The sequence below is a fragment of the Streptomyces sp. SX-6 genome (genome assembly GCF_059089585.1).
Window position 1 is genome coordinate 273,465 of the sequence record NZ_JBTHHU010000007.1, and the last position, 24,601, is coordinate 298,065.

21 protein-coding genes and 2 pseudogenes are annotated in these 24,601 nt (G+C 72.6%); 16 read left to right on the forward strand and 7 right to left on the reverse strand.

Features of this window, described 5'->3' with window-relative positions:
- The first annotated feature begins 205 nt into the window (after positions 1–205).
- Both ACV530_RS11525 and glxA read left to right on the forward strand, forming a co-directional pair.
- Complete coding sequence (locus ACV530_RS11525; RefSeq protein WP_494332264.1) at positions 206–2,101, forward strand: glycosyltransferase family 2 protein; 1,896 nt, start codon at positions 206–208, stop codon at positions 2,099–2,101.
- Positions 2,098–4,032 carry a radical copper oxidase GlxA gene (glxA, locus tag ACV530_RS11530; RefSeq protein ID WP_494332304.1) on the forward strand — a complete coding sequence of 645 codons (1,935 nt, stop codon included), beginning with the start codon at positions 2,098–2,100 and terminating at the stop codon, positions 4,030–4,032. The genes ACV530_RS11525 and glxA overlap by 4 nt, the downstream gene beginning before the upstream one ends.
- On the opposite strand, the gene ACV530_RS11535 is transcribed toward glxA, so the two are convergent.
- The 3 genes and pseudogenes from ACV530_RS11535 to ACV530_RS11545 form a co-directional block, all read right to left on the reverse strand.
- Entirely contained in the window at positions 3,980–4,273 is a 294-nt protein-coding gene (locus ACV530_RS11535; RefSeq protein WP_494332265.1) for a helix-turn-helix domain-containing protein, read from the reverse strand. The genes glxA and ACV530_RS11535 overlap by 53 nt on opposite strands.
- Before the next feature lie 378 nt (positions 4,274–4,651).
- A pseudogene (locus tag ACV530_RS11540) lies at positions 4,652–5,641 on the reverse strand (glycoside hydrolase family 6 protein); the annotation flags it as partial.
- Between the two features lie 126 nt (positions 5,642–5,767).
- On the reverse strand, positions 5,768–6,829 hold the full coding sequence (locus tag ACV530_RS11545; RefSeq protein WP_494332266.1) for an ATP-dependent DNA ligase: 1,062 nt from the start codon (positions 6,827–6,829) through the stop codon (positions 5,768–5,770).
- Between the two features lie 77 nt (positions 6,830–6,906).
- On the opposite strand from ACV530_RS11545, the gene ligD reads away from it, so the two are divergent.
- The 3 genes from ligD to ACV530_RS11560 all read left to right on the forward strand — a co-directional run bounded on the left by ligD (position 6,907) and on the right by ACV530_RS11560 (position 9,814).
- On the forward strand, positions 6,907–7,929 hold the full coding sequence (gene ligD, locus ACV530_RS11550; protein ID WP_494332267.1) for a non-homologous end-joining DNA ligase: 1,023 nt from the start codon (positions 6,907–6,909) through the stop codon (positions 7,927–7,929).
- Positions 7,930–8,036: 107 nt separating this feature from the next.
- The gene (locus ACV530_RS11555; protein ID WP_494332268.1) at positions 8,037–8,444 is read left to right on the forward strand and encodes an SH3 domain-containing protein; all 408 of its coding nucleotides are present in this window, start codon (positions 8,037–8,039) and stop codon (positions 8,442–8,444) included.
- 170 nt (positions 8,445–8,614) lie between these two features.
- Entirely contained in the window at positions 8,615–9,814 is a 1,200-nt protein-coding gene (locus ACV530_RS11560; protein WP_494332269.1) for a hypothetical protein, read from the forward strand.
- 7 nt (positions 9,815–9,821) lie between these two features.
- Here the strand turns inward: ACV530_RS11560 and ACV530_RS11565 are convergent, their stop codons facing one another.
- Together ACV530_RS11565 and ACV530_RS11570 are read right to left on the reverse strand one after the other, a co-directional pair.
- A complete protein-coding gene (locus ACV530_RS11565; protein WP_494332270.1) occupies positions 9,822–10,829 on the reverse strand; it encodes a DUF6528 family protein in 1,008 nt (335 codons plus the stop codon).
- A gap of 141 nt (positions 10,830–10,970) precedes the next feature.
- Positions 10,971–11,390 (reverse strand): DUF1348 family protein, encoded by a 420-nt coding sequence (locus ACV530_RS11570; protein WP_494332271.1) that lies wholly within the window; start codon positions 11,388–11,390, stop codon positions 10,971–10,973.
- A gap of 98 nt (positions 11,391–11,488) precedes the next feature.
- On the opposite strand from ACV530_RS11570, the gene ACV530_RS11575 reads away from it, so the two are divergent.
- Positions 11,489–12,046, forward strand: coding sequence for a TetR/AcrR family transcriptional regulator (locus ACV530_RS11575; RefSeq protein ID WP_494332272.1), 558 nt, complete (start codon positions 11,489–11,491; stop codon positions 12,044–12,046).
- Positions 12,047–12,050: 4 nt separating this feature from the next.
- Entirely contained in the window at positions 12,051–12,317 is a 267-nt protein-coding gene (locus ACV530_RS11580) for a hypothetical protein (protein WP_494332273.1), read from the forward strand.
- 4 nt (positions 12,318–12,321) lie between these two features.
- Here the strand turns inward: ACV530_RS11580 and ACV530_RS11585 are convergent, their stop codons facing one another.
- Positions 12,322–13,674, reverse strand: coding sequence for a DUF6777 domain-containing protein (locus ACV530_RS11585; protein WP_494332274.1), 1,353 nt, complete (start codon positions 13,672–13,674; stop codon positions 12,322–12,324).
- Between the two features lie 52 nt (positions 13,675–13,726).
- Positions 13,727–15,136, reverse strand: a complete 1,410-nt coding sequence (locus ACV530_RS11590; RefSeq protein WP_494332275.1) for a serine/threonine-protein kinase — start codon at positions 15,134–15,136, stop codon at positions 13,727–13,729.
- A gap of 264 nt (positions 15,137–15,400) precedes the next feature.
- Between ACV530_RS11590 and ACV530_RS11595 the strand changes: the two genes are divergently transcribed.
- The 9 genes and pseudogenes from ACV530_RS11595 to ACV530_RS11635 all read left to right on the forward strand — a co-directional run bounded on the left by ACV530_RS11595 (position 15,401) and on the right by ACV530_RS11635 (position 24,139).
- On the forward strand, positions 15,401–16,414 hold the full coding sequence (locus tag ACV530_RS11595) for an EamA family transporter (RefSeq protein ID WP_494332276.1): 1,014 nt from the start codon (positions 15,401–15,403) through the stop codon (positions 16,412–16,414).
- The gene (locus ACV530_RS11600) at positions 16,411–17,673 is read left to right on the forward strand and encodes an ATP-grasp domain-containing protein (protein WP_494332277.1); all 1,263 of its coding nucleotides are present in this window, start codon (positions 16,411–16,413) and stop codon (positions 17,671–17,673) included. The genes ACV530_RS11595 and ACV530_RS11600 overlap by 4 nt, the downstream gene beginning before the upstream one ends.
- 253 nt (positions 17,674–17,926) lie before the next feature.
- A pseudogene (locus ACV530_RS11605) lies at positions 17,927–18,786 on the forward strand (3-methyl-L-tyrosine peroxygenase-related protein).
- 18 nt (positions 18,787–18,804) lie between these two features.
- Positions 18,805–19,116, forward strand: a complete 312-nt coding sequence (locus ACV530_RS11610; protein ID WP_494332278.1) for a hypothetical protein — start codon at positions 18,805–18,807, stop codon at positions 19,114–19,116.
- A gap of 18 nt (positions 19,117–19,134) precedes the next feature.
- On the forward strand, positions 19,135–19,956 hold the full coding sequence (locus tag ACV530_RS11615; RefSeq protein ID WP_494332279.1) for an SDR family NAD(P)-dependent oxidoreductase: 822 nt from the start codon (positions 19,135–19,137) through the stop codon (positions 19,954–19,956).
- Positions 19,946–21,442 carry a pyridoxal phosphate-dependent decarboxylase family protein gene (locus tag ACV530_RS11620; RefSeq protein ID WP_494332280.1) on the forward strand — a complete coding sequence of 499 codons (1,497 nt, stop codon included), beginning with the start codon at positions 19,946–19,948 and terminating at the stop codon, positions 21,440–21,442. The genes ACV530_RS11615 and ACV530_RS11620 overlap by 11 nt, the downstream gene beginning before the upstream one ends.
- A 16-nt stretch (positions 21,443–21,458) precedes the next feature.
- Positions 21,459–22,589: a pyridoxal-phosphate-dependent aminotransferase family protein gene (locus ACV530_RS11625; protein ID WP_494332281.1), complete on the forward strand. Its 1,131-nt coding sequence runs from the start codon at positions 21,459–21,461 to the stop codon at positions 22,587–22,589.
- A 180-nt stretch (positions 22,590–22,769) separates the two neighbouring features.
- Positions 22,770–23,357: a 50S ribosomal protein L25/general stress protein Ctc gene (locus ACV530_RS11630; protein ID WP_494332282.1), complete on the forward strand. Its 588-nt coding sequence runs from the start codon at positions 22,770–22,772 to the stop codon at positions 23,355–23,357.
- 116 nt (positions 23,358–23,473) lie between these two features.
- Positions 23,474–24,139 (forward strand): nitroreductase, encoded by a 666-nt coding sequence (locus tag ACV530_RS11635; protein WP_494332283.1) that lies wholly within the window; start codon positions 23,474–23,476, stop codon positions 24,137–24,139.
- The last annotated feature ends 462 nt before the right edge of the window (positions 24,140–24,601 follow it).

The window sequence follows — 24,601 nt, forward strand, 5'->3', positions numbered from 1 at the left end:
ACGTGGCTCGACCGATTGCCCGCACAACTGGTGAATTGAAGAACTCTGCACATTCTAACCGCGCCGCCACCTGGGGTTCCGCCGTCGGTGCACGGGGGTGCGTCGGTCATGTGGGCGACTCGGGGTGTGTTCGCTGTGTTTGTCACATGATCCTAGGGTCCGCTTTGTTAGCTTTTCTCCACTTCTCTGGCGGTTTCATCGAGCGGTGGCAGGGGGTGCGGTGGTGGCGGTTTCGGCGAGTGAGGCCGGGCTGGTGGCGGCCCGCGAAGGCCCGGTCACGAATTCCTCCGGCTCCTCCGGCAGGAAGCGGCACGGGGGCGCGCCGCGCGGGCCGGCCGTCCGCGGCCAGGGGGGTACGGGGCCCGTACCGGACGGCGTCCCGCCGCGCTACGACTACGCCGCGTTCAGCAGGCTGGCGGGGGAGCTGACGGAACCTCCCGCCGGGGCCTACCGGGTGGCCTACCGCCGGCTGATCGGCCGCGGGATCGGGCTCACGGCGGGGTCGTGCCTGCTGGCGGCCTCGGCCCCCCTGGTGTCGCTGACGCTGCTGCTGTGGCTGATGATGCCGGAGCACTGGGCGGACCGGCCGTACGCCGCCGGCTGGGAGCGGGCCGCGGATGCCGTGATGACGGTGTCGATCGTGCTCATCGAGGTCTTCCGGCTGGTCAACGTCGTCTCCAACGCCCACGCGACCTGGGCGGCGCGGGACCCCGTGCCGGTACGGGAGCAGTCCGGCACCCGCGTGGCGTTCGTGACGACGTACGTGCCCGGCAAGGAGCCCTTCCCGATGGTGCGCGCGACCCTGGAGGGTGCCGTCCGCATCACGCACGACGGCCCGCTGGACGTCTGGCTGCTGGACGAGGGCGACGACCCCGAGGCGAAGCGGCTGTGCGAACGGCTGGGCGTACGGCACTTCACGCGCAAGGGCGTCGAACGCTGGAACCGGCCCTCGGGGCGCTTCCGGGCCCGTACGAAGCACGGCAACTACAACGCCTGGTTCGACGTGCACGGGAACGACTACGAGTTCATGGCCTGCGTGGACACCGACCATGTCCCGCTGTCCAACTTCCTCGAGCGGATGCTCGGTTACTTCCGCGACCCGGACGTGGCCTTCGTCGTCGGCCCCCAGGTCTACGGCAACTACACGACCGTCGTGACGAAGGCCGCCGAGAGCCAGCAGTTCCTCTTCCACGCGCTGGTCCAGCGGGCGGGCAACGCCTACGGCGCACCGATGTACGTCGGCACGAGCAACTGCGTGCGCACCAGCGTGCTGCGGCAGATCGGCGGGCTCCACGACTCGATCACCGAGGACATGGCGACCGGCATCGAGATCCACCGGCGCCGCAACCCCGCGACCGGCCGCCGCTGGCGCTCCGTGTACACCCCGGACGTGCTCGCCGTGGGGGAGGGGCCGTCCACCTGGACGGACTTCTTCTCCCAGCAACTGCGCTGGTCGCGCGGGACGTACGAGGCACTGCTGCGGCAGTTCTGGCGCGCGATGTGGTCCATGCCGCCGGGGCGGGTGCTCAACTACCTGCTGTTGGTGACCTATTACCCGATGGCGGCGCTGAACTGGGTGCTGGGAGCCCTGTCGTGCGTGCTGTTCCTCGGGCTCGGCGCCTCGGGCATCGACGTCGACTCCGAGCTGTGGCTGATGCTCTACGCCGACGCCCTGGGCCTCCAGGCCGGGCTGTACATCTGGAACCGGCGGCACAACGTGAGCCCCCACGAGCCCGCCGGCTCCACGGGGATCGTGGGGATGCTGATGTCCGTGCTCGCGGCGCCCATGTACGCGCAGTCGCTGGGCCAGGCCCTGCTGCGGCGGCGCTCGCGCTTCGTGGTGACGCCCAAGGGGTCCTCCGCCAGCCCGGACAGCATGGCGACCTTCCGCACCCATCTGGCGTGGGCGGCCGTGTTCCTGGTGTCCCTGGCCGCCTCGCTGGTCCTCGGCCACGCGCACACGGCGATGCGCGTATGGGCGCTGATGGCGCTCGGGGCGGCACTCGTGCCGCTCGCGGTGTGGCGCAGGGACCAGTGGCGCGGGCGGAACACCCCGGCGGCGGACGGCGCCGCCGGTGACGGGGGGCTGGCGCCATGGTGAGGTTCCGCCTCGACGCGAAGGCGCGCCGCACGCTGCTCGTCGCCGCCGCCCTGGTGGCGCTGGTGGCGGCCAACGGCCCGGCCGCCATCGGGTTCGCGGAACGGACCTGGCACGAGTACACCGTCAACCGGACCGCGTACAAGGAGCGTTACGGGCACTGGGACCTGGTGGACGTACCCCGCAGGTTCCGGGTCAACGCGATCCACGCGGCCCTGCTGCACACCGGCAAGGTGCTCCTGGTCGCCGGATCGGGCAACGACGAGAAGAGTTTCCGCGCCGGGACGTTCCGGAGCGTGCTGTGGGACCCGGAACGCAACACGTTCAAGGACGTCCCCACGCCCAAGGACATGTTCTGCTCTGGCCACGCCCAACTCCCGGACGGGCAGCTGCTGGTGGCGGGCGGCACCGCGCGCTACGAGAAGCTGACCGGCGACGTGCAGCGCGCCGGCGGGGCGATGCTGGTGAAGAACGAGAACCCGGACGCCCCGCGACTCTTCCGCGCCGGGACCGTCTTCGAGGGCTCGGGCGGCAAGCGGTACCGGACGCAGTTCCCGGTGCTCGTGCCCCGCGCGACGAAGACCATCGCCCCGGGCGTCGGCGGCGGCCAGAAGGTCACGGTGGCCGCCGCCCAGGCGCGGGTGTACGTCGAGTCGGTCGTCGAGGGGGAACAGGGCATCGCCCACACCGCCGACCAGTACCGCGTCGCCGGCCTCACCGGCAAGGACGCCCGCGACTCCTACGGGATCGCCGCCAAGCTGGGCCTCGACAAGAAGGACTTCCAAGGGCTCAGGGACGCCTACGAGTTCGACCCCGTGACCGAACGGTACGTGCGCGTCGACCCCATGGCCGAGGCCCGCTGGTACCCCACCCTGGTCACGCTCGACGACGGCAGGGTCCTGGCCGTCTCCGGGCTGGACGACATGGGCGAGATCATCCCGGGCAAGAACGAGATCTTCGACCCGCGGACCCGAACGTGGAGCACCGGCCCCAACCGCTACTTCCCCACCTACCCCGCCCTGTTCCTCACCCGTGGCGGGCGCCTGTTCTACTCCGGTTCCAACGCCGGTTACGGGCCCGCCGACCAGGGCCGTATCCCGGGGCTGTGGGACGTGCGCACCAACGCCTTCCTCCCGGTGCCGGGACTGGGGGACCGCACCATGACGGAGACGTCGGCCTCCGTACTGCTGCCGCCCGCCCAGGACCAGCGGGTGATGATCCTCGGCGGAGGCGGGGTGGGCGAGTCCCACGACTCCACCAGGCGTACCGCCGTCGCCGACCTCGGCGCGCCCGCGCCGCGCTGGACCCCCGGCCCCGAGCTGCCGACGGGCACCCGCTACCTCAACGCCGTGCTGACGCCCGACGACACCGTCTTCACCACCGGCGGCTCGGGCGACTACCGGGGCAAGCGGGCCTCGGACATCCTGCGGGCCCAGTTCTACGACCCCCGCACCCGAGCCTTCCGCCCCGCCGCCGATCCCACCGTCGGGCGCGACTACCACGCCGAGGCGCTGCTGCTGCCCGACGGGCGCATCGCGGTGTTCGGTTCCAACCCGCTCTTCGCCGACAAGGACGACACGACGCCCGGCACGTTCGAGCAGCGCATCGAGGTCTACACGCCGCCCTACCTCTACCGCGAGCGGCGCCCCGAGGTGCGGGCGGCCGTCGTCGAGGCCCGGCGCGGGGCGACGCTGACGCTGCCCGTGGCCGCTCCCCGCGGCATCGCCGCGGCGCGGCTCATGCGGCCGAGCGCGGTCACCCATGCCACGGACGTGGAGCAGCGCTCCGTCGCCCTGCGGACGGAGGTCCGCGGCGGCGCGCTGTCCGTGACCGTCCCGGCGGACCCGTCCCTGGTGCCGGGAGGCTGGTACATGCTCTTCCTCACCGACCGGTCGGGGACGCCGTCACGGGCGGTGTGGGTGCGGGTGAGCTGAGGCCGGCGGGGGCCGGGTCGAAGAACGTGATCTCCACGCGGGCACCCAGGGAAGCGGCGGCCGCGGCGAGGGAGTCGACCGTCAAGGTCCCGTCGTCGCGGAGGACTTGGCCCGGCGGGACGCCCATGCGCTCCGCCAGGTCCTTGCGCGTCATCCCGCGTTCCGCCAGCAGTCCCGCGAGTGATGCCGTGGCCTGCCGGGCCAGCCTGGCCCCGGACTCGTCGGCGGTGCGTCCGCTCATGCCGTTCCCCCTGCTACCGGGTGGTCGAGGTGCGCCGCCGGGCGGGCCGGCCGCTACCGGTCAGCATGCCACCTTTAGGCATAGCTAAAAGCACGCTTCCGGGCAAAGACCGGGTCATGCCGGGGGCTTGGTGGCGGGAGTCGGCGGGAGGGCGGGGGCGCGGGAACTCGCCGGTGCGGGTGGCGCAGCCGGTGTGTGCGGTGCGGCCGACGTGGGTGGTGCAGGCAGTGCGTGCGGTGTGGGCGGTGTGGCCGGTGTGGGTGGTGCGACAGGGGTCGGCGGAGCCGGTGGTGCCGGAGCCGGCGGGGACACCGGAGCCGGCGGCGTCGGCTGTGCCGGGAACGGCGGTGTCTCCGGTGCCTGTGTCGGGACGGTCGTGGCCAGGCCGAGCGCGTACTCGGCCCACCACTGACCCGCCGGCGGCGCCCCCCGGCATGTGCCGTCCGACTCGCCCGGCCGCTTCACCCACACCAGCGCGTCGACGCGCGCGTCACCGGTGACGGTGGTGGGCGGCGCCCCCAGCGCCCGGCCGGGCGGGTTGCACCACGGCTCGTCCCCGCCGGACTGCGCCTCGCGCGGCAGCGGGCCGTTGCCGTTGCGGCTGGTGTCGATGATGTAGTGCGCCCCGCCCAGCAGGGCGGACAGCCGGTCGCCGTAGTCCCGTGTCACCGACGTGGTGTGGAAGTTGGAGACGTTGAGCGCGAACCCGTCGGCCCCGCCGACCCCCGCCTGCTTCAACGCCGCGGCCAGCCGCGGCAGATCGGGGATCCAGCCGGCGTTGCCGGCGTCGAGGTACACCGACGCGCCGGGGTGGGCCTTGAACGTCCGTACGGCCTCCGCCAGGAGCGGCAGGCGCTCCTGAGCCACCGTCGCGGGGACACAGCCCGACACCCACTGCGCGATGGCGTCGGGCTCGAGGACCACCCACGCCCGGCGCCGGCCGATCCCCTGCGCGGCCCGCGCCACCCAGGCCCGGTACGCGGCGGCGCCGGACGCGCCGCCGGAGGAGTACTGGCCGCAGTCGCGGTGCGGGATGTCGTACGCCACCAGCAGCGGGACGCGGCCCGCCCGTTCGGCCTGCCAGGTGACCGCGTCGGCCTGTGCCGCGGGGTCGCCCGAGGTCAGCCACACGGCGGCCGGCTGCTCGGCGATGCGTTGGACGGCCGCCGCGTCCTCCTCCCGGCCCCGCTCCTGCCAGATCCGTACCTGCCGGGCGGCCCGGCCCAGGGGCTCCACCCAGAACGGCGACCCGGTGGCTGCGCCGCCACCGCCCGTCATGCCCGCGTGTGCCGTGCGGACGACCACCAGCAAGCACACCGCACCCGCGCATGCCCACAGCACGGCACGGGCCGAACGGGCCCCGGACATGAGCTCCACCTCATTCACCTGGGCGTTGGCAGTTGCCTCCAGGCTCAGATGTGAAGCACCGTCAGGTCCTGTTCTGCTGCGCCGTACGGGGAGCGCACTGCTCCGCGCGGGTGCCCGCGGCCCGGATCAGGCGCCGAGGACCTGCGCCAGGTCGTAGCTCACCGGCTCCTCGAGCTGTTCGTACGTGCACTGGCTCGGTTCCCGGTCGGGGCGCCAGCGCCGGAAGCGGGCGGTGTGCCGGAAACGGCCGCTCTGCATGTGGTCGTAGGCGACCTCGCACACCCGCTCCGGGCGCAGCGCGATCCACGACAGGTCCTTGGTGCCGGTCCAGCGGCTGGGCGCGCCCGGCATCCGGCCGGTGGCATGGGCCTCCTCGCTCGCCCAGTGCTCCCAGGGGTGACCCTCGGCGGTGGGCATGCGCAACTCGTCCAGTTCGTCCATCAGTTGCTCGCGCTGCCGCATGGGGAAGGCGCCGCACGCGCCGACGTGCTGGAGCCGGCCGGAACGGTCGTACAGCCCCAGCAGCAGGGAGCCGACGACCGGGCCGCTCTTGTGCAGCCGCAGGCCGGCGACGACGCAGTCGGCGGTCCGCTCGTGTTTGACCTTGACCATCACGCGCTCGCCCGGCCGGTAGGGGAGACCGGGCGGCTTGGCGACGATGCCGTCCAGGCCCGCGCCCTCGAAGTGCTCGAACCACTCCTGCGCCGTGGCGAGGTCGTAGGTGGCGGGGGCGGTGAAGACCGGGGCCTTCGCGTCGCGCAGCGCGGAGACCAGTGCCTCGCGGCGTGCCCGCTGCTCTGTCTCCAGCAGCGACGCGTCGCCGAGGGCCAGCAGGTCGAAGGCCACGAAGCCCGCCGGGGTCACCTGGGCCAGATGGCGTACCCGGGAGGCGGCCGGGTGGATGCGCTCCAGCAGGGCGTCGAAGTCCAGGCGTTCGCCTCGCACGACGACGATCTCGCCGTCCAGCACACAGCGCGGCGGCAGGTTGCGCAGCAGGGCGTCGACGAGTTCGGGGAAGTAGCGGGTCAGTGGCTTCCCCGAGCGGCTGCCCAGTTCGACCTCGTCGCCGTCGCGGAAGACGAGGGCCCGGAAGCCGTCCCACTTGGCCTCGTACAGCATCCCCGGCGGGATGGCCGCCGCGGGCTTCGCCAGCATCGGCGCCACGGGGGGAAGCACCGGGAGGTCCATGATGCCGATTGTCGGTGCGCCCCGGCGGCCCTGCCCGCCGACGGGCGGCCGCTGTGGCCGCGGCCTAGCGTGGCCGCATGGCACAGGCGCTGGAGCTCACCGTCGGCGAGCGGACCGTACGGCTGTCCAACCCGGAGAAGGTCTACTTCCCCCAGCGCGGCTTCACCAAGTACGACGTCGCCCGCTACTACCTGAGCGTCGCCGACGGCATCGTGCGCGCGCTGCGGGACCGGCCGACGACGATGGAGCGCTACCCCGACGGCGTCGAAGGGGAGTCGTTCTTCCAGAAGCGGGCGCCCAAGAACCTGCCCTCATGGATCCCCACCGGCCGTATCGCCTTCCCCAGCGGACGGTACGCCGACGAGATCTGCCCCACCGAGGCCGCGGCCGTGCTGTGGGCCGCCAACCTCGGCTGCCTCACCTTCCACCCCTGGCCCGTACGGCGCGCCGACACCGACCACCCCGACGAGCTGCGCATCGACCTCGACCCGCAGCCCGGCACCGGATACCCCGACGCCGTGCGGGCAGCGCTCGAACTGCGCGAGGTGCTGGAGCAGCTGGGCCTGGCCGGCTGGCCCAAGACCTCCGGCGGACGCGGGCTGCACGTCTTCGTGCCCATCGCCCCGCGGTGGACCTTCGCCCAGGTGCGGCGCGCGGCGATCGCCGTCGCCCGCGAGCTCGAACGGCGGGCGCCCGGACGTGTCACCACCGCGTGGTGGAAGGAGGAACGGGGCGCCAAGGTCTTCGTCGACTACAACCAGACCGCCCGCGACCGCACCATCGCCAGCGCCTACTCCCTGCGCCCCCGCCCGCATGCCCCCGTTTCCGCGCCCCTGTTGTGGGAGGAGGTGCCCAGCGCCCTCCCCGAGGACTTCGACCTCGTCACCATGCCGGACCGCTACGCACGGCTCGGCGATGTGCACGCCGGCATGGAGCGGCACGTCTGCGGGCTGGAGGCCGCACTCGACCTGGCGGCCCGCGACGAGCGCGAGCACGGCCTCGGCGATCTGCCCTATCCCCCGGAGCACCCGAAGGTGAAGGGCGAGCCGCCGCGCGTCCAGCCCAGCCGCGCCCGGCAAAGACCGACCGGTTCCGCCTGATGCAAGGCGACATGTCGCTATATCAGCTGTTTGTACGCGTTTATATGATCTTTGTGGGTGGAACTTGGGCATTGCGTTGTTCACCTCGCACCAAGGAGTTCACCCTCATGTTCAGGACACTCGTGCATCGCGGCGGCAAGGTGGTGGCCGCCGTGGCCGTGACCGCCGCGCTCGGAGGCTCACTGCTGGCCGTCGCTCCCGCCCACGCGGTACCGAAGCCGGCACCGCATGGGCCGTACGGCACCGTCAACGCCTCGACGGGCGTCAACGAACGCACCTACCCGAGCACCGATTCGCCGTCGCGCGGCATCTTCAGATTCCGCACCCAGATCACCCCGCGGTGCAAGGTCCACGCCCAGGAGATCGGCGGCAACTCCGTCTGGTACCTCCTGCGCGACCGCAACACCTGGGTCTCGGGACGGTACGTCGACCCCAACGGCGACGTCCCGCTGTGCAGGGCCCTCAACCGCACCGCGGCCGACATGAGCCTCGAGTCCCGCAACGCCATGGGATGACCTTCCCCGGCCCCGGGTCCCGTCCGCATCCCGGACGGGACCCTCGCCGTGCGCGGAGCAGGGACCGGGGGTCCGGGGGTGTCCCCCGGAAAAGCACAGCGACGGTCCCGAGTCAGGTACCGGCGCCTACAGTTGCTTCACGCACGTCACGGACGCCGGAAGGAAACGCATTGGACCACCTGACCCATGGTTGTGTTCTGCTGCTGGACGGCACTCCTGACCGGCGGCGGGGCACCCTGCCGAACCCGACCGCACACGCCGTGGCCGGAGCCAACCCCCGCACCCTGCTCGCCGCGGGCCAGACCGACGTGGTCCAGCTTCCCGCCATGGCCGGCCCCCAGAGCGTGCTCGCCTACCTCCGGCACGCCGTCACGGTGCCGGGCCCGCTGCTCGTCTGGGTCACCGGGCATCTGATGGTCCCCACCCGCCGTGGCAGAGAACTGCACCTCGCGCTGCGGGAGAGCACACCCGCCACCGTCCGCTACAACGGCCTGCCGTGGGAATGGCTGACCCGGACCCTGGCCGAGCACACCGGCCCGACCCTGTTGCTGCTCGACGTCGAGGCCGACGCCCAGACCTGGCCGTCCGTCGCCGCCGCGGTGGGCGACGGACAACTCGCCGGAGGGCTGCCGGTCTGCGGCGCCGTCACCCCCAGCCCGTCCCGCCCGCCCGTCGAGGCCGGGCCCTACACACGAGCCTTCCTCACTGCCCTCAGCGTGGGCCACCCCACCGCGGGACCCGTCCTCGACCCCGCGCTGCTCCACCACCTGGCCCTGGGTCAGGCCGTCCTCCCCGAGGGGCTGCTGGCCGTCCAGCACGGCACGGCCGGTCCCGTCCTCGCCAACCCCGTCTACGCACCCCCCGCGCCGTCCGTCTCGTCCGCCCCTCCTGCCCCGTCCGCCCCGGCCGAGCCTCCCGCCGACATGGTGCCCGCCCCCGCGCCGCCCCCGGAGGAGGACCCGCTGCCGCGCATCCTCGCCGCGGCCAACGCCGGCCGGCACAACGAGGCGGCGGCCATGGCCGCCGCCTGGGAGCAGCAGGTGCTGCGCCGGCACGGTCCGCAGAGCGCCGAGGCCGGACTGTGGGTGGAGGTGCGTGCGGATCTCGCGCGCCTGGCGGGCGACCATCCCCGCGCCGCGGAGCTGTGGATGTCCGCCGCCGCGGGCCGCCTGGCCCGCGGCGGCCCCACGGACACCGAGGCCGTCGCCGCGCTGAAGCGCGCCCACTACTGCTGGCGGCACAGCGGCGACCGGGCCCGTCCCCTCGCGCCCGCCCTGCTGGCACTGTGGGAACAGGTGCCCGACAGCATCGACGCCGCCGCCGACGTCCACGCCCGCCTGGGGGAGACGCCGCGCCCCGTCCCCCGGTGACCGGCTGTCAGCCCCGGCTGTCGGCCCACCAGCGGGCCTTGTACATCGAGCCGTGCAGCAGCGTGCGGGTGCCGTCGGGCTGATACAGGGTCAGGGTGGCGGTGCACCAACTGCACGCGTTGCCGCGCTCGGGGCGGGCGACCAGGATCTGCCCGGTCTTCGGGTCGTCCCCGATGCTCTTGACGTCCGGGGCGCTGATCCGCGACTGGAGCGGATAACTGACGAACCGCCGCTTCGCCGTCGCGTACTGGTACACCCCCGAGCCGGTGGTCACCCACATCCGGCCCGGCGTGTTCGCCACCGGCGCCAGGTCGTGGCCGTTGCGCGTGGGCAGAGCGGCGCGGTGGACGACCGTGAGCTCCGGGTCGTCGTCCGGGCCGCTCACCCGCAGCGCGATCAGCTCCCGGCTGCCCAGCGCCCACAGCAGCCGGGTGCGCGGATCCCAGTGCACCCCGTGCGCCCCGGACAGCGGCACCTCGGCGTGCTCGGTGACCCGGGACCCGGCCGAGGCGGCGTACACGCGGACCCAGCCGGCGGTGCTGGCCGCCACCGCGACATTGCCGTCCGGCAGCAGGTCGATGCTGTGCGTATTGCCGCTGCCGGTGTCGGCCGCCCAGTACACGCTCCGGCCCGGATACCCGATCACCGCGGCGAGCCCGCCGGAGGCGGTGGTCAGCAGATAGCGCCGGCCGCCGTGCTCCCGGAGCTTGGCCTCGCTCGGATTGGTCCACGTGGTGGCCGGGTCCAGGTCGGCCAGCTCGTCGCGCCCGTCCGCGCTCCACGACCACAGGATCCCCGCGTCGTCCCGCCCCGTGTCCCACCGCGCCTGGTCCCCCTTCAGCACATGGACGGCGCGCGTCGCCTGGTCGGCCGTCACGATCGGCGACGACCGCGCGAGCCTGCCGCGCCCGGGCGCCGGGCGCGCGCTCGCCGCGGTCGGCACGGCGAGCAGGAGAAGCGCGGCGAGCGCCGCCGCCCACAGGCGTCCCCTGGCGGGCACGGTCGTCTTCTGCACGCGGAGCTCCTTCGCCGGGACGGGACGGGACGGGGGCGGGACGCGCCCGACCGCTCGCCGGCCGTACGCGCGGCCAGGATCGGGCAGCCCGTCGCGCGTCCCGGGGAGCCACGCGCGGCACTCAGCCGTACGGCCGCAGCGTCACGGACGGAGCAGCCGCTCGCTCTTGGCGATGGGGACGTCGTTGATGCTCGCGAGCCGGCGCCGCATCAGACCGTTCTCGGCGAACTCCCAGTTCTCGTTGCCGTGACTGCGGTACCAACGGCCTTCCGCGTCGTGCCACTCGTACGTGAAGCACACCGCGATGCGGTTGCCGGTGTGGGCCCACAGCTCCTTGCGCAGCCGGTAGTCCAGCTCGCGCTTCCACTTGGCGCGCAGGAACTCCACGATGGCCGCCCGGCCGGTCAGGAACACATCGCGGTTGCGCCACTCGCTGTCCTCGGTGTAGCCCAGCGCCACCCGCTCGGGATCGCGGCTGTTCCAGGCGTCCTCGGCGGCCTTGACCTTCCGCAGCGCCGTCTCGGTGGTGAACGGCGGGAACGGGGGCCTCTGTTCGGACATGTCGCAACTCCTTCCCCAGTGGAGAACGGTCGTTCTCCGTGGTGTGCGGTAGCCTAGGAGAACGATCGTTCTCGCGCAACGGGAGAGGGAGAAGGGAGATGGGGACGGAGATGGAAGAGGACAAGGTTCTCGACGCGGCCGAGGAACTCTTCTACGGCCGTGGGCTGCAGGCCGTCGGCATGGACGCGATCCGGGCCGCGTCCGGGGTCTCGCTCAAGCGGCTCTACCGGCTCTACCCGTCCAAGGACGCGCTCGTCGAGGCGTATCTGCTGCGCCGCGACCGGCGCTGGCGCGAGGCCCTGGAGCAGTACGCCGACGCACGCCCGGCCGGCCACGACCGGGTCCTCGCGGTCTTCGACTGGCTGCACGACTGGTTCGGCGAACCCGGCTTCCGGGGCTGCGCGTTCGTCAACTCCTACGGGGAACTGGGCGCGGCGCACCCCGGGGTGGCGGAGGCCGCGCGGTCCCACAAGGCGGCCTTCCGGCAGTACCTCGCGCGTCTGGTCGACGAGGCGGGTGCGTCCGCCCCGGTCGCGGACCAGCTCGCGCTGCTCGCCGAAGGCGCGATCACCACCGCCGCGATCTCCGGCAGCCCCGAGCCGGCACGGCAGGCCCGGGAAGCGGCCCGGGTGCTGCTGGGCGGTGTGACACGATGAGCGCATGGACGAGGGAGAGTTCCCGGGGTTCGTCGCTGTTTCCGTGTTGCTGACCGGAGTTGACGAGGCGACCCTGCGGGCCACCGGCAACGTGCGGCGGTATCACGAGATCACCCTCGACCGTGCCGGGCGCCCGGCCGTGGGCCGCTTCCTCGACGACCTGGCCGCCGCCGGGGGAGACCCGGACCGTGTCACCGACGAGGCGTCGCGCACCGTGGCCCGCGCGATCGCGTGCCTGTGGCGCACGGGCGAATGGCCTTGCCAGAAATGACCGTTCAGTAGCCGGTGTCCCGCCGCGTGGAGTGACTCGCCGGACCGTGCGTTTCCGGCGCATGCCGGTCCTCGGAGGGGGCGGCGGGTGCCGCGGTGTGCTCCGGCGGCGCATGCACGGCCGGGGGGTGAGTCTGTACGGGCGCTGCCGTGTGCTCGGTGGGGTGCCGCTCCGGTGCCGGTGCGGTGGCGGTCGGGTGCATCGGTGTGGGGTGTGCGGGTGGCTGCGGTGGTGTCGGTGCCGCCTCCGTCGGGTGCACCGGTGCGGGGTGCGCCGGTGTGGGGTGCATCGGCGTCGGGTGCGCGGTCGGCGTCGCCGGGCCGGGCTGCGGCGGCGCCGATGCCGCGGCGGTCGGCCGGTGCGTGACCGGTGCGGACGGAGGTTCGGACGGCTGTTCGGGCGCCGGGTGCGACGGTGCGGGTACGGTCTCCGTCGCCGGGGGCGTCGTCTCGGCGGTCGCCGACGGCGGCCGTTCGGACCGCGAAGCAGGCGGCGGGGACGCCTCCTTGGGGGAGGAGGGCGGCTCCTGCGGGGAAGTCGCAGGCGGCGTAGTACCGGACGGCGGCGGCGACTGCGGTGCCGACGGACGTGCCGACGGGGACGGCGGGTTCCAGTGGAACACCTTGCTGTCATGCGTACCGTCGCTGCCGACCTCGCGGTCGAACGCCTTGTCCCGCGCGAACGGGTCGACGAGCGGAATGTTCCGCAGCGGGCCCTTGTCCTCGGGCCGCGGCTTGATGACCGTGACCGCCGCACCCTCGAAACCCGCCCAGGTCGTGCCCTGATACCTGGAGGCCGGCAGGTCGACCGGCTTGTCCGGCTCCCCCAGCGGGTTGCCGCAGTTGCACTTGACCGCCGGATTCCCGTACGCGTCCACGAGCACCGCCATGCCCGCCTGCAGCACCGACAGATAGGCGGAAGTGCGGCCGTTCCCGTCGTAGTTGTGGTTCTTGACGAGCGTGTCGTGGAGCAGTACCACCGCGGTCAGGCCGCGGATGTGCGCCGTGATCCCGCCGACCTCGATGCCGCGTACCTCCGCCCACGCCTTCGCCTTGACGCTGTCGGCGGAGAGATTCCTGACCAACTGCTCCTTGTCGCACCGGGTCGCGAGGCGGGTGCCGCCGAACGCGCCCCGGGCGTCCCCGGCCATCTCGCCCCCGGCGCCCTGTGAAGCGACGCCCCGCACATCGCTGTCCGGCGCCTCGAGGAACGGATGCGCACCCGCCACCCCGACCCCCTCCAGCGCGATGTCGGCGGCCTTCGCCTGCGGCGTGGACGGTGAGGAGGAACAGGCCGACAACGCGGCCAGCACACACACCGTCAGCAACCACGGCAGCACCACACGAACCAGCCGCATATGCAAGCACCCCCCGATGCCCGTCAGTTCGACCATCCGATCGACAACCCGCTCAATAACCGTCGCCGCACGCCGTCACCCAGCCGCCCCCGCACGTGGCCGTGGGACTCTCGCTCGGATAGGAGGGACCGGGCCCGAGGGGCGGGGCCGGGGGCACGGACCGGCCGGTGGCGGCGCTCCCGGTCGCTCCCGGCCCGGCCGAGTGGCCGGTGGTCGCGGACGGCGTGGTCACGCTCCCCGTACGCCCCGAGCCGGTGCCCTCGCCGTTCCCCTCCCGCGCGATCACCGCGACGGCGATCAGCAACGCCACCACCGGTACGAGGAGCAGCAGCACCCGGCGCCGGTTCGGGCCGGGCACCGGGCGCGTCGGGTGCCCGAACCCCGCCGTGCTCACCGACCGCAGGGCGGCGGGCGGCGTCGCCGGGCCGGGCTGCGGCGGTACGTGCGCGGCGAAGGGCGCCGCCGAGGAAGCGGCCACCGGAGTCGGGGTCGGCAACGGCATCGGAGTCGGGGTCGGCAACGGCATCGGAGTCGGGGTCGGCAACGGCATCGGCGTCGGAGTCGGAGTCGGCGGTCGTACGGCGGGCGCCGTCGGGATGTACGCCGCGCCGGGCGGACGTTCGGCGGGCTGCCCCGCGGCCACCGCGTCGAGCAGCCGCTGCGCCTCCTCCGAACCCATCCGGGTCTGCGGGTCCTTGCGGAGCAGCCCCAGCAGCAGCGGCGTGAGCGGCCCGGCCCGCCGCGGCGGGGGCGGGTCGTCCTGGACCACGGCGTGCAGCGTGCTGAGCGCCGAGGAACGGCGGAACGGGGAGATCCCCTCGACGGCCGCGTACAGGGTCGTGCCCAGCGACCACAGGTCCGAGGGCGTGCCGGGGCGCCGGCCCTGGGCCCGCTCCGGGGCCAGGTAGTCGGGGGAGCCGATCAGGTCGCCGGTGCGGGTCAGCCCGCCCGCGCCCTCGACCTGGGCGATGCCGAAGTCGGTGAGGACCACCCGGCCGCCGGGCTCCAGCAGCACGTTGGCGGGCTTGACGTCACGGTGCAGTACCCCCACGGCATGCGCGCTGCGCAGCGCCTGGAGCACCGCCGACCCGATCCTGGCCGTCTCCCGGGGGTCGAGGACGCCCTCCTGCTCGAGCACATCGGCCAGCGACTTGCCGCGCACCAGCTCCATCACTATCCACGGCCGGCCCTCCTGCTCGACCACGTCGTGCACCGTGATCACACAGGGGTGGCTGATCCGGGCCGCGGCGCGCGCCTCCTGCATCAGCCGCGCGTACAGCACCCGGACGTCGCCCTCGCGCATCCGTTCCGGGGCCCGCACCTCCTTCGCCGCGACCTCGCGGCCGAGGAGTTCGTCGAAGGCCCGCCAGACCACGCCCATGCCCCCGCTGCCCAGCTGGCCGATGAGCCGGTACCGACCGGCCAGCATGGGATGCCGCCGCTCCGCGCTCATGGTGTCCATTGCCGTACGCCCCTTCCCCCTGCGCACGGCACACCGGACCGTACGCATTTGGGCCACACCGGCTGAGACGAGACTGCCCGCCATCGCGTTCCCTTGAACGGACCCGGAACGTTTCCGCCACACGTCCAGGACAAAGTGCGGCTCAATTCCGGACAGTTGAGCGAGAACCGATGGTGGGACGCAAGAACCTCCTGGCACCGTTCGCAGACAAGCGGATGACGCAAGCAGACGACACGAGCAGATGTTTTCCGAAAGGTCGCCCACGTGCCTGCCATACGGGGACCGGCCTCGGCCAAGGGTGACCTGAGGCGCGGAGTGCCGGTGCTGATCGCGTACGCGGCCGTGAGCGCCGGCTTCGACGTGTACGCCGGGAGCCGTCTGCAGGAGCACAGCCCGGTGACCGTGGCCGCCCTGTCGTTCGGCATGCTCACCCTCTTCTTCCTCGGCTGGGACCTCGTCGCGCGCGGCCCGGCCCGGGTGCTCGGGCCGCTGCGCACCCACCGCGCCGACGTCGTGGCGATCAACGTGACCACGGCGGCGGGCTGGCTGAGCATGCTCTACGCGCTGGTGTACCTGGAGCCCGCGATCGTCAACGTCGTCGGGCTGGCCACGGGCCCGGTCATCACCGTGCTGCTGGACCCGCTGCTGCGGCGGCGCGGACGGGTGCTCACGGCGGAGATCGCCGTGTCGGCGGGCATCTGCGTCTTCCTCGCCGTGCTCGTGTGGGGCAGCCTCGCGGGCCGCAGCGCGGTCGGCGGCCTGAGCGCCGGTCACGCCCTCGCGGGGATGGCACTGGCCCTGCTGTGCGGGCTGGCGTCCGCGGGAAACGTGATCTTCTCCAAGCGGCTCAGCGACGCGGGCCTCGACGCCCGGGCGGTGCTGTCGCTCCGGTTCCCGCTGACCCTGCTGGCGGCCTGGGGCATGGTCCTGTTCACCGGCGGGGCCGGCGATCTCGCCCCGGCGCTGCCGACCGCCGCGGTGATCGCGGTGCTGGGCGTGGGCCTGCCGCTCTACCTCCTCCAAGTGGCCATCAAGGGCACCGAACCGATCACCGTGTCGCTGCTGTGCTCCCTGTCGCCGCCGCTCGCGGTGCTGCTGCAACTGGCCGACCCCAGGCTGTCGGTGGCCCCGCTCACGGTGGGGTGCGTCACCGCGATCACCCTGCTGGTCGCCGTCGGCGTGCTCGCCCGGCACCGCCACGAGCAACGGAGCGCGGCGCGACGGCGACAGCGGCGGCACCCCGCACCCCCGGGCACGACCGCGAAGGAATCTCCATGACCTCCACGACCTCCATGACCGTGACATGCGCGATCGTCGACGCCTACGGCATCGCCCGCTACCTGCCCGAGGCGCTGCGCCGCCACGGCATCGAGTACGTCCACGTCCGCTCGCCGCACCCCGACGTCCATCTCGCCTACCGCCCCGAGGACTTCACGGTCGACCTGCGGCACGACGGCGACCTGGCCGCGACCGCGCGGGCGCTGCGCGGGCTCGGCGTCGGGCACGTGGTCGCCGGTGCCGAGTCGGGCGTGCTCCTGGCCGACGCGCTCTCCGCCGAACTCGGCACGCCCGGCAACGGCATGGCCCGGCCCGAGGCCCGCCGCGACAAGTACCTGATGGCACGGGTGGTCGCCGCGGCGGGGCTGGACGCCCCGGCCACCTTCCGCTCGGCCTCCGCGGAGGAGACGGTGGAGTGGGCGGCGGACCTGGGCCGCTGGCCCGTCGTCCTCAAGCCCGTCGCCAGCGCGGGAACGGACCGGGTGTTCTTCTGCGAGGACGCCGAGGAGATCCGCAAGGCCCACGCGATCGTCCTCGGCGGGCACGACCGCTACCGCCGCCCCGATGCGGCCGTCCTGGCCCAGGAGTTCCTGGCCGGCGAGGAACATGTCGTGAACACCGTCAGCGTGGACGGGGTCCACCGGGTCGTGGACATCTGGCGCTACCACAAGCGCGTGGCGCCCGGCGGCCGTTCCATCTGCGACTTCGACCATCCGCTGCTGCCGGAGAGCCCCCGGGGCCGGCTCCTCGGCGCGTACGTCCACGGGGTGCTGGACGCGCTCGAGATACGCAACGGGGCCGCCCACACCGAGGTCATGCTCACCGACAGGGGACCCGTCCTCGTCGAGTGCGGGGCCCGGCTGGGCGGCGCCCAGCTGCCGGGCGTGGTGTCCGCCCACCTCGGCACGGACCAACTGGACTGCCTGGCCCAGTCGATCGCCCACCCCGGGCGGGTGCTCGACGGGACCCTGCGGACGAGCCGCATCGTGCGCCACCTGCGCTACGTCAACCTGATCGCACCCCGGGACGGCATCGTGCCGGACCACGCCGGCTTCGCCCCGGTGCGCGCCCTGCGCACGTACACCGACATGGTCCTGACGATCCCCGAGGGCGACCCGGCCCCGCGCACGGTGGACCTGCTGACCTCGGCCGGCTATGTGTACCTCGCCTCCGACGACCCCGGGGAGCTGGAGGCCGACTACCACCGGCTGAGGGCCCTGGAGGAGGACGGCCTCTACGATCCGCCGAGCCTCGTCTGAGCCGAGCCTCGTCTGACCTGTACGGAAACGGTTTTCGGTCATCTGCGCCACAAGTGACCGCCGTACGAGCGGAGCTGCGGCGACGCCACAGGGCTCTGTGACGCGAGAGGAGTGCTGTTACACGCGGCAACTCACGTGACCAACTCGCCCCCGTATTCGCTGACTTGTTCCCACTGTCGTATGTGTGACGGGCCGACAAGGGCCGACGTAGGCTCGGCGGCAGCCGGTTGGCGCATTCCACGGGGGGATGAAGATGACGGGTTCCCAGCCCGCAGATCCGCATGCCGACGTCGTCGCACTGGTCGCCCTGCCCCCGGAGGGCAGGATCCCCGACCCGGCGAGCGGCGCCTCGACCCCGGGCGAGTACGACGCCTACTTCCGTATCGACCGTGCGGCCGGCGGCCTCGCCGACTGGTCCCGCACCTGTCTCGAAGTCCACGACCGGGTCCTGGAGGACCTGGACGCGGCCGGGCTGGACGCCGAGGACCGCTTCGACATCGCGTGCGGCCTGCTCACCGTCATGCGGCTCACCCTGACGCGATGGACGGGCCTGCTCGAGACCGCCGGGCACGCCGGAGCGGGGGCCGGAGAGCTATGAGCAGGCTCTCCCCGGACGAACGGACGGCCGTACGGCGGTGGAAGCTCGGCCACCAGATGTTCCACCTGCACCTGGTGGCGATGAACACCCGGCTGCACGACGCCCTGCGCGGGCTGGACGACCGGGACTGGCTCCTGACGGCCGCCGCCTTCGACGATCTCGCGGTCCTTTACCGAGCGGCCACGTCCAGCATGAAGTACGCCGCGTCCTTCAGCCCCGAGATCTACGACGACCTGATCCGCCCCTCCATGGCGGAGCCCCATCTGAGCCCCGGCTTCTCCGGCCGGCTCAACTCCGAGCACATCCAGATGCTCGAGAAGCTCAAGGAGGTGCGCGGGGCGATGCGCGGCCTGCTGCGCGGCCCCGGAGCGGTCCCCGCCGAGGTCGCCGGCAGCTGGGCCGCACTGGTCTCCGCGCAGCGCGACAACCGTACGTACCACATGGCCATTTGCGAGCGATTCGTCGAGGGCGGACAGTCCCTGCTCAGAGAGTTCTGGGACGAGAGGAAGAAGTGAGGAAGAAGTGATGCGGCAATGGTGACGGTCGTCGAGACCTGGACGCTCAAGCCCCAGCACGCCGGCCAGGCGCTGGAACTGATGCAGAAGATGGACGACCTCGTGGGCCCGGGCGCCCACGCGGACGCGGGGTGGGCGGGACACGCGCAGTTCCTGCGCAGCCACGAGGCACCGCAGCGAATACTGATGATCTACCAGTGGCGCAGCGTCGCCGAGCACCGCGAACTCGCCCGCGCGGAAGAGCCGTTGATCAAGGGCTTCCAGACGGAATACTGCTCCGTCCCACGGGAGATCGGCTACTACGACGACCTCCCTGTCGACGTCGACTGAGAACCGAGAGGAGAAGGAGTGTCACTCGAGGGGCAGTGCGCTCTCGTCACCGGCGGGTCGCGGGGGATAGGCAGGGCTATCGCACGGATCCTGGCCCGTGACGGGGCCGACGTCGTCGTCAACTACCGTTCCGCCGAGGGCGATGCCCGCGAGCTCGTCCAACAGATCGCCGGGCAGGGCCGCCGCGCCGCCGCCGAACAGGCGGACGTCAGCGACCCGGAGCAGGCCCGCGGTTTGGTCGAGCGGGTCGTGGACCGCTTCGGTCGGCTCGACATCCTCGTCAACAACGTCGGCGAGTTCACGCTCGGCCCCGTGGCCGACATGCCTCCCGCACGCTGGCAGCAGGTCATCGACAGCAACCTCCACTCCGCCTACTACACCACGTGGGCCGCGCTGCCGGCGATGCGTGCCCAGCGGTACGGGCGTGTGGTGAACATCGGACTCGGCCCGGTGCACCTCGTACGGGGCGCGCCCCATCTCGCGGCCTACACCGTCGCCAAGACCGGCGTCGTGATCCTGGCCCGTACGCTCGCCGCCGAGGAGGCGGCCCACGGCATCACCGTCAACTGCGTCTCTCCCGGCCTCATCGACAACGGCATGCTGCCCCCCGAACAGGAGAAGTGGATGCGCGCACGGGTCCCCGCGGGACGGCTCGGCACGCCGGACGAAGTGGCCGAGGCGGTCGCCTTCCTCGCCTCGGACAAGGCGGCCTACGTCTCCGGTGCCAACCTCTCGGTCTCCGGGGGCTGGGAGTGGGAGGACCGTCCCACCGGACACGACACAGACGTCGCCGAGCTCTTCGCACCCGGCGACGGCGAGGCGGCCGCCCATGGCCGCTGACGTGACCCCGCCCGCGGTCGGGGACTGGCCGCCCGAGCGGTTCGAGGAGCACGGGCGCGACGTCCTGCGCATGATCCGCGAACACTTCGAGCACGTACGGGAGATCCCCGTCAGCACCCGGCTGTCCGGCCACGAACTGCTCGCCATGTTCCGGAGCGACCCGCCCGCACGGCCCGACGCCTTCGCGGAGATCCTGGCCGACACCTCACGGCTCGTCGTACCGAACCTCACCCACTGGAACCACCCTTCCTTCCACGGCTACTTCAGCACCTCGGCCTCCTTCCCGGGGATGCTCGCCGACCTGCTCACCTCCGCCCTCAACGTCAACGCCATGGTCTGGGCCTCCGCTCCCGCGGCCTCCGCGCTCGAGACGGTCGTGCTCGGCTGGCTCGCCGACCTGGCCGGATACCCCGCGGACGCCGACGGCGTCCTGATCAACGGGGCGTCCCTGGGCACGATGTACGCGCTGGCCGCCGCCCGCGACGCCCTGCCCGGGCTGCGCATCAGGGAGGAGGGCCTGTGCGGCATCGGCCCCGGTGCCCTGCGCGTCTACACCTCCGACCAGGCGCACAGCTCCGTCGACAAGGCGGCCATCGCGCTGGGCATCGGCAGCGCCAACGTCGTACGCGTCGGCACCGACGACGACTACCGTATGCGCCCCGACCTCCTGGACCGCGCCGTGCGCGCCGACCTGCGCGCGGGCCTGCGCCCCATGGCGGTCGTCGCGACGGTCGGCACGACGACCACGGCCTCCCTCGACCCCGTGCCCGAGATCGCCGCGGTCTGCCGCGCGCACGGCCTGTGGCTCCACGTCGACGCCGCCTACGGCGGATTCTGGCGCCTCGCGCCCGAACTCGCCGACGTCGTACCCGACATGTCCCCGGCCGACTCGCTGGTGATCAACCCGCACAAGGTCCTGTACACGCCCCTGGAGGTGACCGCGCTCTACTGCCGGCGCCCGGACGCGCTCGCGCACACCTTCCGGCTCGTCCCGGAGTACCTGCGCACCCCTCCGGACGCCGACGCCGTCGACTACATGGACCGTTCGCTCCAACTCGGCCGGAGCCTGCGGGCGTTGAAGGTCTGGTGGATCATCCGCAGCTATGGCGTCGACGGCCTGCGCGAGCGCCTCGCGCACTCCGTCCGCCTGGCCCGGAAGCTGCGGTCCCAGGTGGCGGAGGACCCCGACTGGACCTGCCCGGCCGCGTCGCCGCTCCCGCTGCTGTGCCTGCGCTACGAACCGCGCGCACTGCGCTCCGGCCGCGAGGCCGACCCCGAACGCCACCGCAAGAGGATCGCCGACCTCAACGAGCGCATCCTGACGACCGTCAACCGGTCGGGAACGGCCTTCCTCTCCCACGGAGAACTCCGTGACGGCTATGCCATCCGCGTCTCCATCGGCAACATCAGAACCATGGAGGAAGACGTCGACAAGCTGTGGCGAACGCTCCGGGACGCCGCCGCGCAGGCACACCGGCCGGACTGAGCCCATGCCTGAGCCCATGTCTGAGCCCATGCTGGACACCCTTCTCGAGGCCCCGGGCCCGACCCTGATGATCCCGGGCCCCTGCGAGGTCGAGCCGCACGTGCTGGCCGCGTACTCCCGCCAGGTGAGCGCGCATTACGGACCGGTGTGGGCCGCGGCGCACGCGGAGATCCTCCGGCTCCTGTGCGAACTCCTCGACGCACCGCACTGCCATGTACTGCCCGGCAGTGGCAGCGCGGCGATCGACGCGGCGGTGGGCAGCCTGTTCTCGCCGGGCGAGCGCGTCGTCGTCCCGGACACCGGCTACTTCGGCCGCCGCCTGATCGAGGTGGCCCGGGCGCACGGCCTCGAGGTGAGCACTGTCCCCGTGCCGCCGGGCACCGCCGTGCCGGTCGCCGACGTCGCCCGTCAACTCCCCGGCGCGCACGGCCTGCTGGCCGTCCACGTCGAGACCTCGACCGGGGTGCGCCACCCCGTCGCCGAACTCACCGGGGCCGCCCGCGCGGCCGGTGCCCTGTGCGTGGTCGACGCCGTGGCCTCGGCCGGGGGCGAGGACCTGTCCGTCATGGCCATGGGCCTCGACGCCGTGGCCACCGCCCCGCAGAAGGGCCTGGGCGCCCCGCCCGGCCTGGGCATTGTCGCCCTCGGCGAACGCGCGCACCACCACCTGCTCACCCGCCCCGCCCGTCCCTCCCGGGGCTGGTACCTGGACCTCGCCCAATGGGCCCGGGCCCGCGAGGAGAGCCCCGAGTGGGAGCCCCACCCGGTGACCATGCCCGTGGGCGCCGTCCTCGCCCTGGCCGTGGCCGTCCGCTCCCTCCTCGCCGAGGGCGCGACCCGCCTCACCCGCCGCCGTGACCTGGCCGCCCATTGCCGCGACACCCTCGAGAACCTCGGCCTGGAACCGGCCCAACCCGCCGACTGCGCCGCGAACCTGGTCGTGGTCCTGCGCCACGAACGCGCCGACGACCTCCGGCGCGACCTCCTCACCCGCGCGGGCATCGCCGTCGCGGGCGGCCTCGCCCCGTACGACGACGGCATCCTGCGCATCGGCCTCCTCGGCCGCAACGCCACCGTCGCGGCCGTCGACCGCCTGGCGTCGGCGCTCGAGACGGCGCTGGAAGCGGCTTCGTATCCCACGCACTGATGCCCGAACACGATCCGCGAGTTAGGCTCGTTCGAGTTGCCCGGCGAGGGAGGCCGCATCGCCGTCATGGGGTGCGGCGGTCCGTGATCGACGTGCTCTTCGCAGCAGTTGGCAGAGCTCCGTCGGAGCCGGGCGGCGAATGCCCAGCAGAGTCCGACGAGTTGAGCGAGGAGTGCAGAAATGGCTGAGGTGAAGCTCACTGCCGAGCTGCGGACCGACTTCGGCAAGGGCGCTGCCCGGCGTATCCGCCGGGAGAACAAGGTGCCCGCCGTCGTCTACGGCCACGGCGCCGAGCCGAAGCACGTGGCGGTCGACGGCCACGCGCTGATGATGGCCCTGAAGACGCCCAACGCCCTGATCAAGATGCGGATCAACGGCAAGAACGAGTTGGTCATCCCCAAGGACGTGCAACGCGAGCCCATTCGCAGGTTCCTGGTCCACGTGGACTTCCTGGCCGTGAAGAAGGGCGAGAGGATCACCGTCGAGCTGCCGATCCACACCGAGGGCGACCTGGCCCCGGGCGGCAACCTCCTGGAGCACCTGCTGAACACCCTGCCGGTGGAGGCCGAGGCCACCCACATCCCCGAGTCGGTCACCGTCTCCGTGGCGGGCCTGGACTCGGGGCACACCGTGCACGCCAAGGACATCGCGCTTCCAGCCGGTGTGTCGCTGGCGGTCGACGAGGAGGTGGCGGTGCTCCAGGTCGTCGCGGCCCAGGCGGACGTGTCCGCGGGCGAGGGCGAGGACGACGAGTTCGCGGAGGCGTAGCGGTATCCGGCCGCCGTCCCCTCCCGCCCGGGCCGGGGCGGCGGTCACTTCTCTGCATCCCCGGCCGTCAGCACGATAGGAAGACACAGGGTTCCCGGACGGGGAGGCAGGAGATCGTGAACGTCTACGAAGCGGTCATGAGCCGACGGTCGGTGCGCGGCTTCACCGGACGACCCGTGCCCCGGGCGGCACTTGAGCGTGTGCTGTCCGCCGCGTCCCGGACGCCGTCCGGCTCCAACCTCCAGCCATGGCACACCTACGTGCTGACCGGCACGCCGCTGACCGAACTCAAGAAGCGCGCCGCCGAGCGGGTGGCCGCGGGCGACCCCGGGGACGAGCGGGAGTACGAGATGCTCCCTCCCCGTCTGAAGTCCCTTTACCGCGACCGCCGATCCGCCTTCGCCGAGCAGCGCTACGGCGCACTCGGCATACCCGCCGACGACACGCAGGCACGCCGACGGGTCGCTGCCGCGAACTGGGACTGTTTCGGCGCTCCCGCCGCCCTGTTCTGCTACATAGACGCCGACATGGGACCGGCCCAATGGGCCGACGTGGGCATGTACGTGCAGACCGTCATGCTGCTGCTTCGCGCCGAGGGGCTCCACAGCTGCGCGCAGGTGGCCTGGTCGATCTACCGCAGGACGGTCGCGGAGGTTCTGTCGCCTCCCGGGGAACTCGTCCTGTACTGCGGGATGTCGATCGGCTACGAGGACACCACCGTCCGCCACCCCCGCATCAGCCGGGCCCCGCTCGCCGAGACGGTCACGTTCCTCGGTGGTTAGGCTGTGTCACATCCTCTTCCCGCAGGTCACGGTGGACTGGAGTGCGGTCGCGATCTGGCTTGCCGTTCGGTTCGGCGTCGATGGGCGGGCAGCCGAACGGCAGCGGAGGGATCTTCAGGCGGCTGCCGTGGGGGTGGCTGAGACGGGACAGTCGCGTCGGGGTGGTGCGGGGGCTGCCCGGCGGGCCAGCGCGTCGGGGGATCGCGCGACCCCGTGAGTAGACGATGCGAATATCACCTAAATCCCACGAAACTGGCGCACCCTGACTCTCGAAGGCTCCCGCCGGCTCTCCGCATGGCCTGTTTACACCCTCCCTCATCCCCCACCACATCTCATCACTTCCCATCACGTCACGGCCTTCGCCGACGCCACACATCGGTGACGCCGTCATCGCCTGCGCATACAGAAACATGACGGAGGCATACGTCATGGCCCGATGTGACGGCCAGGCAACTGCCGTCA

What these genes read in the sequence shown, in the direction of transcription:
- ACV530_RS11535 (WP_494332265.1), bottom strand. Translation starts at nt 4,273, where the DNA reads ATGAGCGGACGCACCGCCGACGAGTCCGGGGCCAGGCTGGCCCGGCAG.
- ACV530_RS11545 (WP_494332266.1), bottom strand. Translation starts at nt 6,829, where the DNA reads ATGGACCTCCCGGTGCTTCCCCCCGTGGCGCCGATGCTGGCGAAGCCC.
- ligD (WP_494332267.1), top strand. Translation starts at nt 6,907, where the DNA reads ATGGCACAGGCGCTGGAGCTCACCGTCGGCGAGCGGACCGTACGGCTG.
- ACV530_RS11555 (WP_494332268.1), top strand. Translation starts at nt 8,037, where the DNA reads ATGTTCAGGACACTCGTGCATCGCGGCGGCAAGGTGGTGGCCGCCGTG.
- ACV530_RS11570 (WP_494332271.1), bottom strand. Translation starts at nt 11,390, where the DNA reads ATGTCCGAACAGAGGCCCCCGTTCCCGCCGTTCACCACCGAGACGGCG.
- ACV530_RS11575 (WP_494332272.1), top strand. Translation starts at nt 11,489, where the DNA reads ATGGGGACGGAGATGGAAGAGGACAAGGTTCTCGACGCGGCCGAGGAA.
- ACV530_RS11580 (WP_494332273.1), top strand. Translation starts at nt 12,051, where the DNA reads ATGGACGAGGGAGAGTTCCCGGGGTTCGTCGCTGTTTCCGTGTTGCTG.
- ACV530_RS11585 (WP_494332274.1), bottom strand. Translation starts at nt 13,674, where the DNA reads ATGCGGCTGGTTCGTGTGGTGCTGCCGTGGTTGCTGACGGTGTGTGTG.
- ACV530_RS11590 (WP_494332275.1), bottom strand. Translation starts at nt 15,136, where the DNA reads ATGGACACCATGAGCGCGGAGCGGCGGCATCCCATGCTGGCCGGTCGG.
- ACV530_RS11600 (WP_494332277.1), top strand. Translation starts at nt 16,411, where the DNA reads ATGACCTCCACGACCTCCATGACCGTGACATGCGCGATCGTCGACGCC.
- ACV530_RS11610 (WP_494332278.1), top strand. Translation starts at nt 18,805, where the DNA reads ATGGTGACGGTCGTCGAGACCTGGACGCTCAAGCCCCAGCACGCCGGC.
- ACV530_RS11620 (WP_494332280.1), top strand. Translation starts at nt 19,946, where the DNA reads ATGGCCGCTGACGTGACCCCGCCCGCGGTCGGGGACTGGCCGCCCGAG.
- ACV530_RS11625 (WP_494332281.1), top strand. Translation starts at nt 21,459, where the DNA reads ATGTCTGAGCCCATGCTGGACACCCTTCTCGAGGCCCCGGGCCCGACC.
- ACV530_RS11630 (WP_494332282.1), top strand. Translation starts at nt 22,770, where the DNA reads ATGGCTGAGGTGAAGCTCACTGCCGAGCTGCGGACCGACTTCGGCAAG.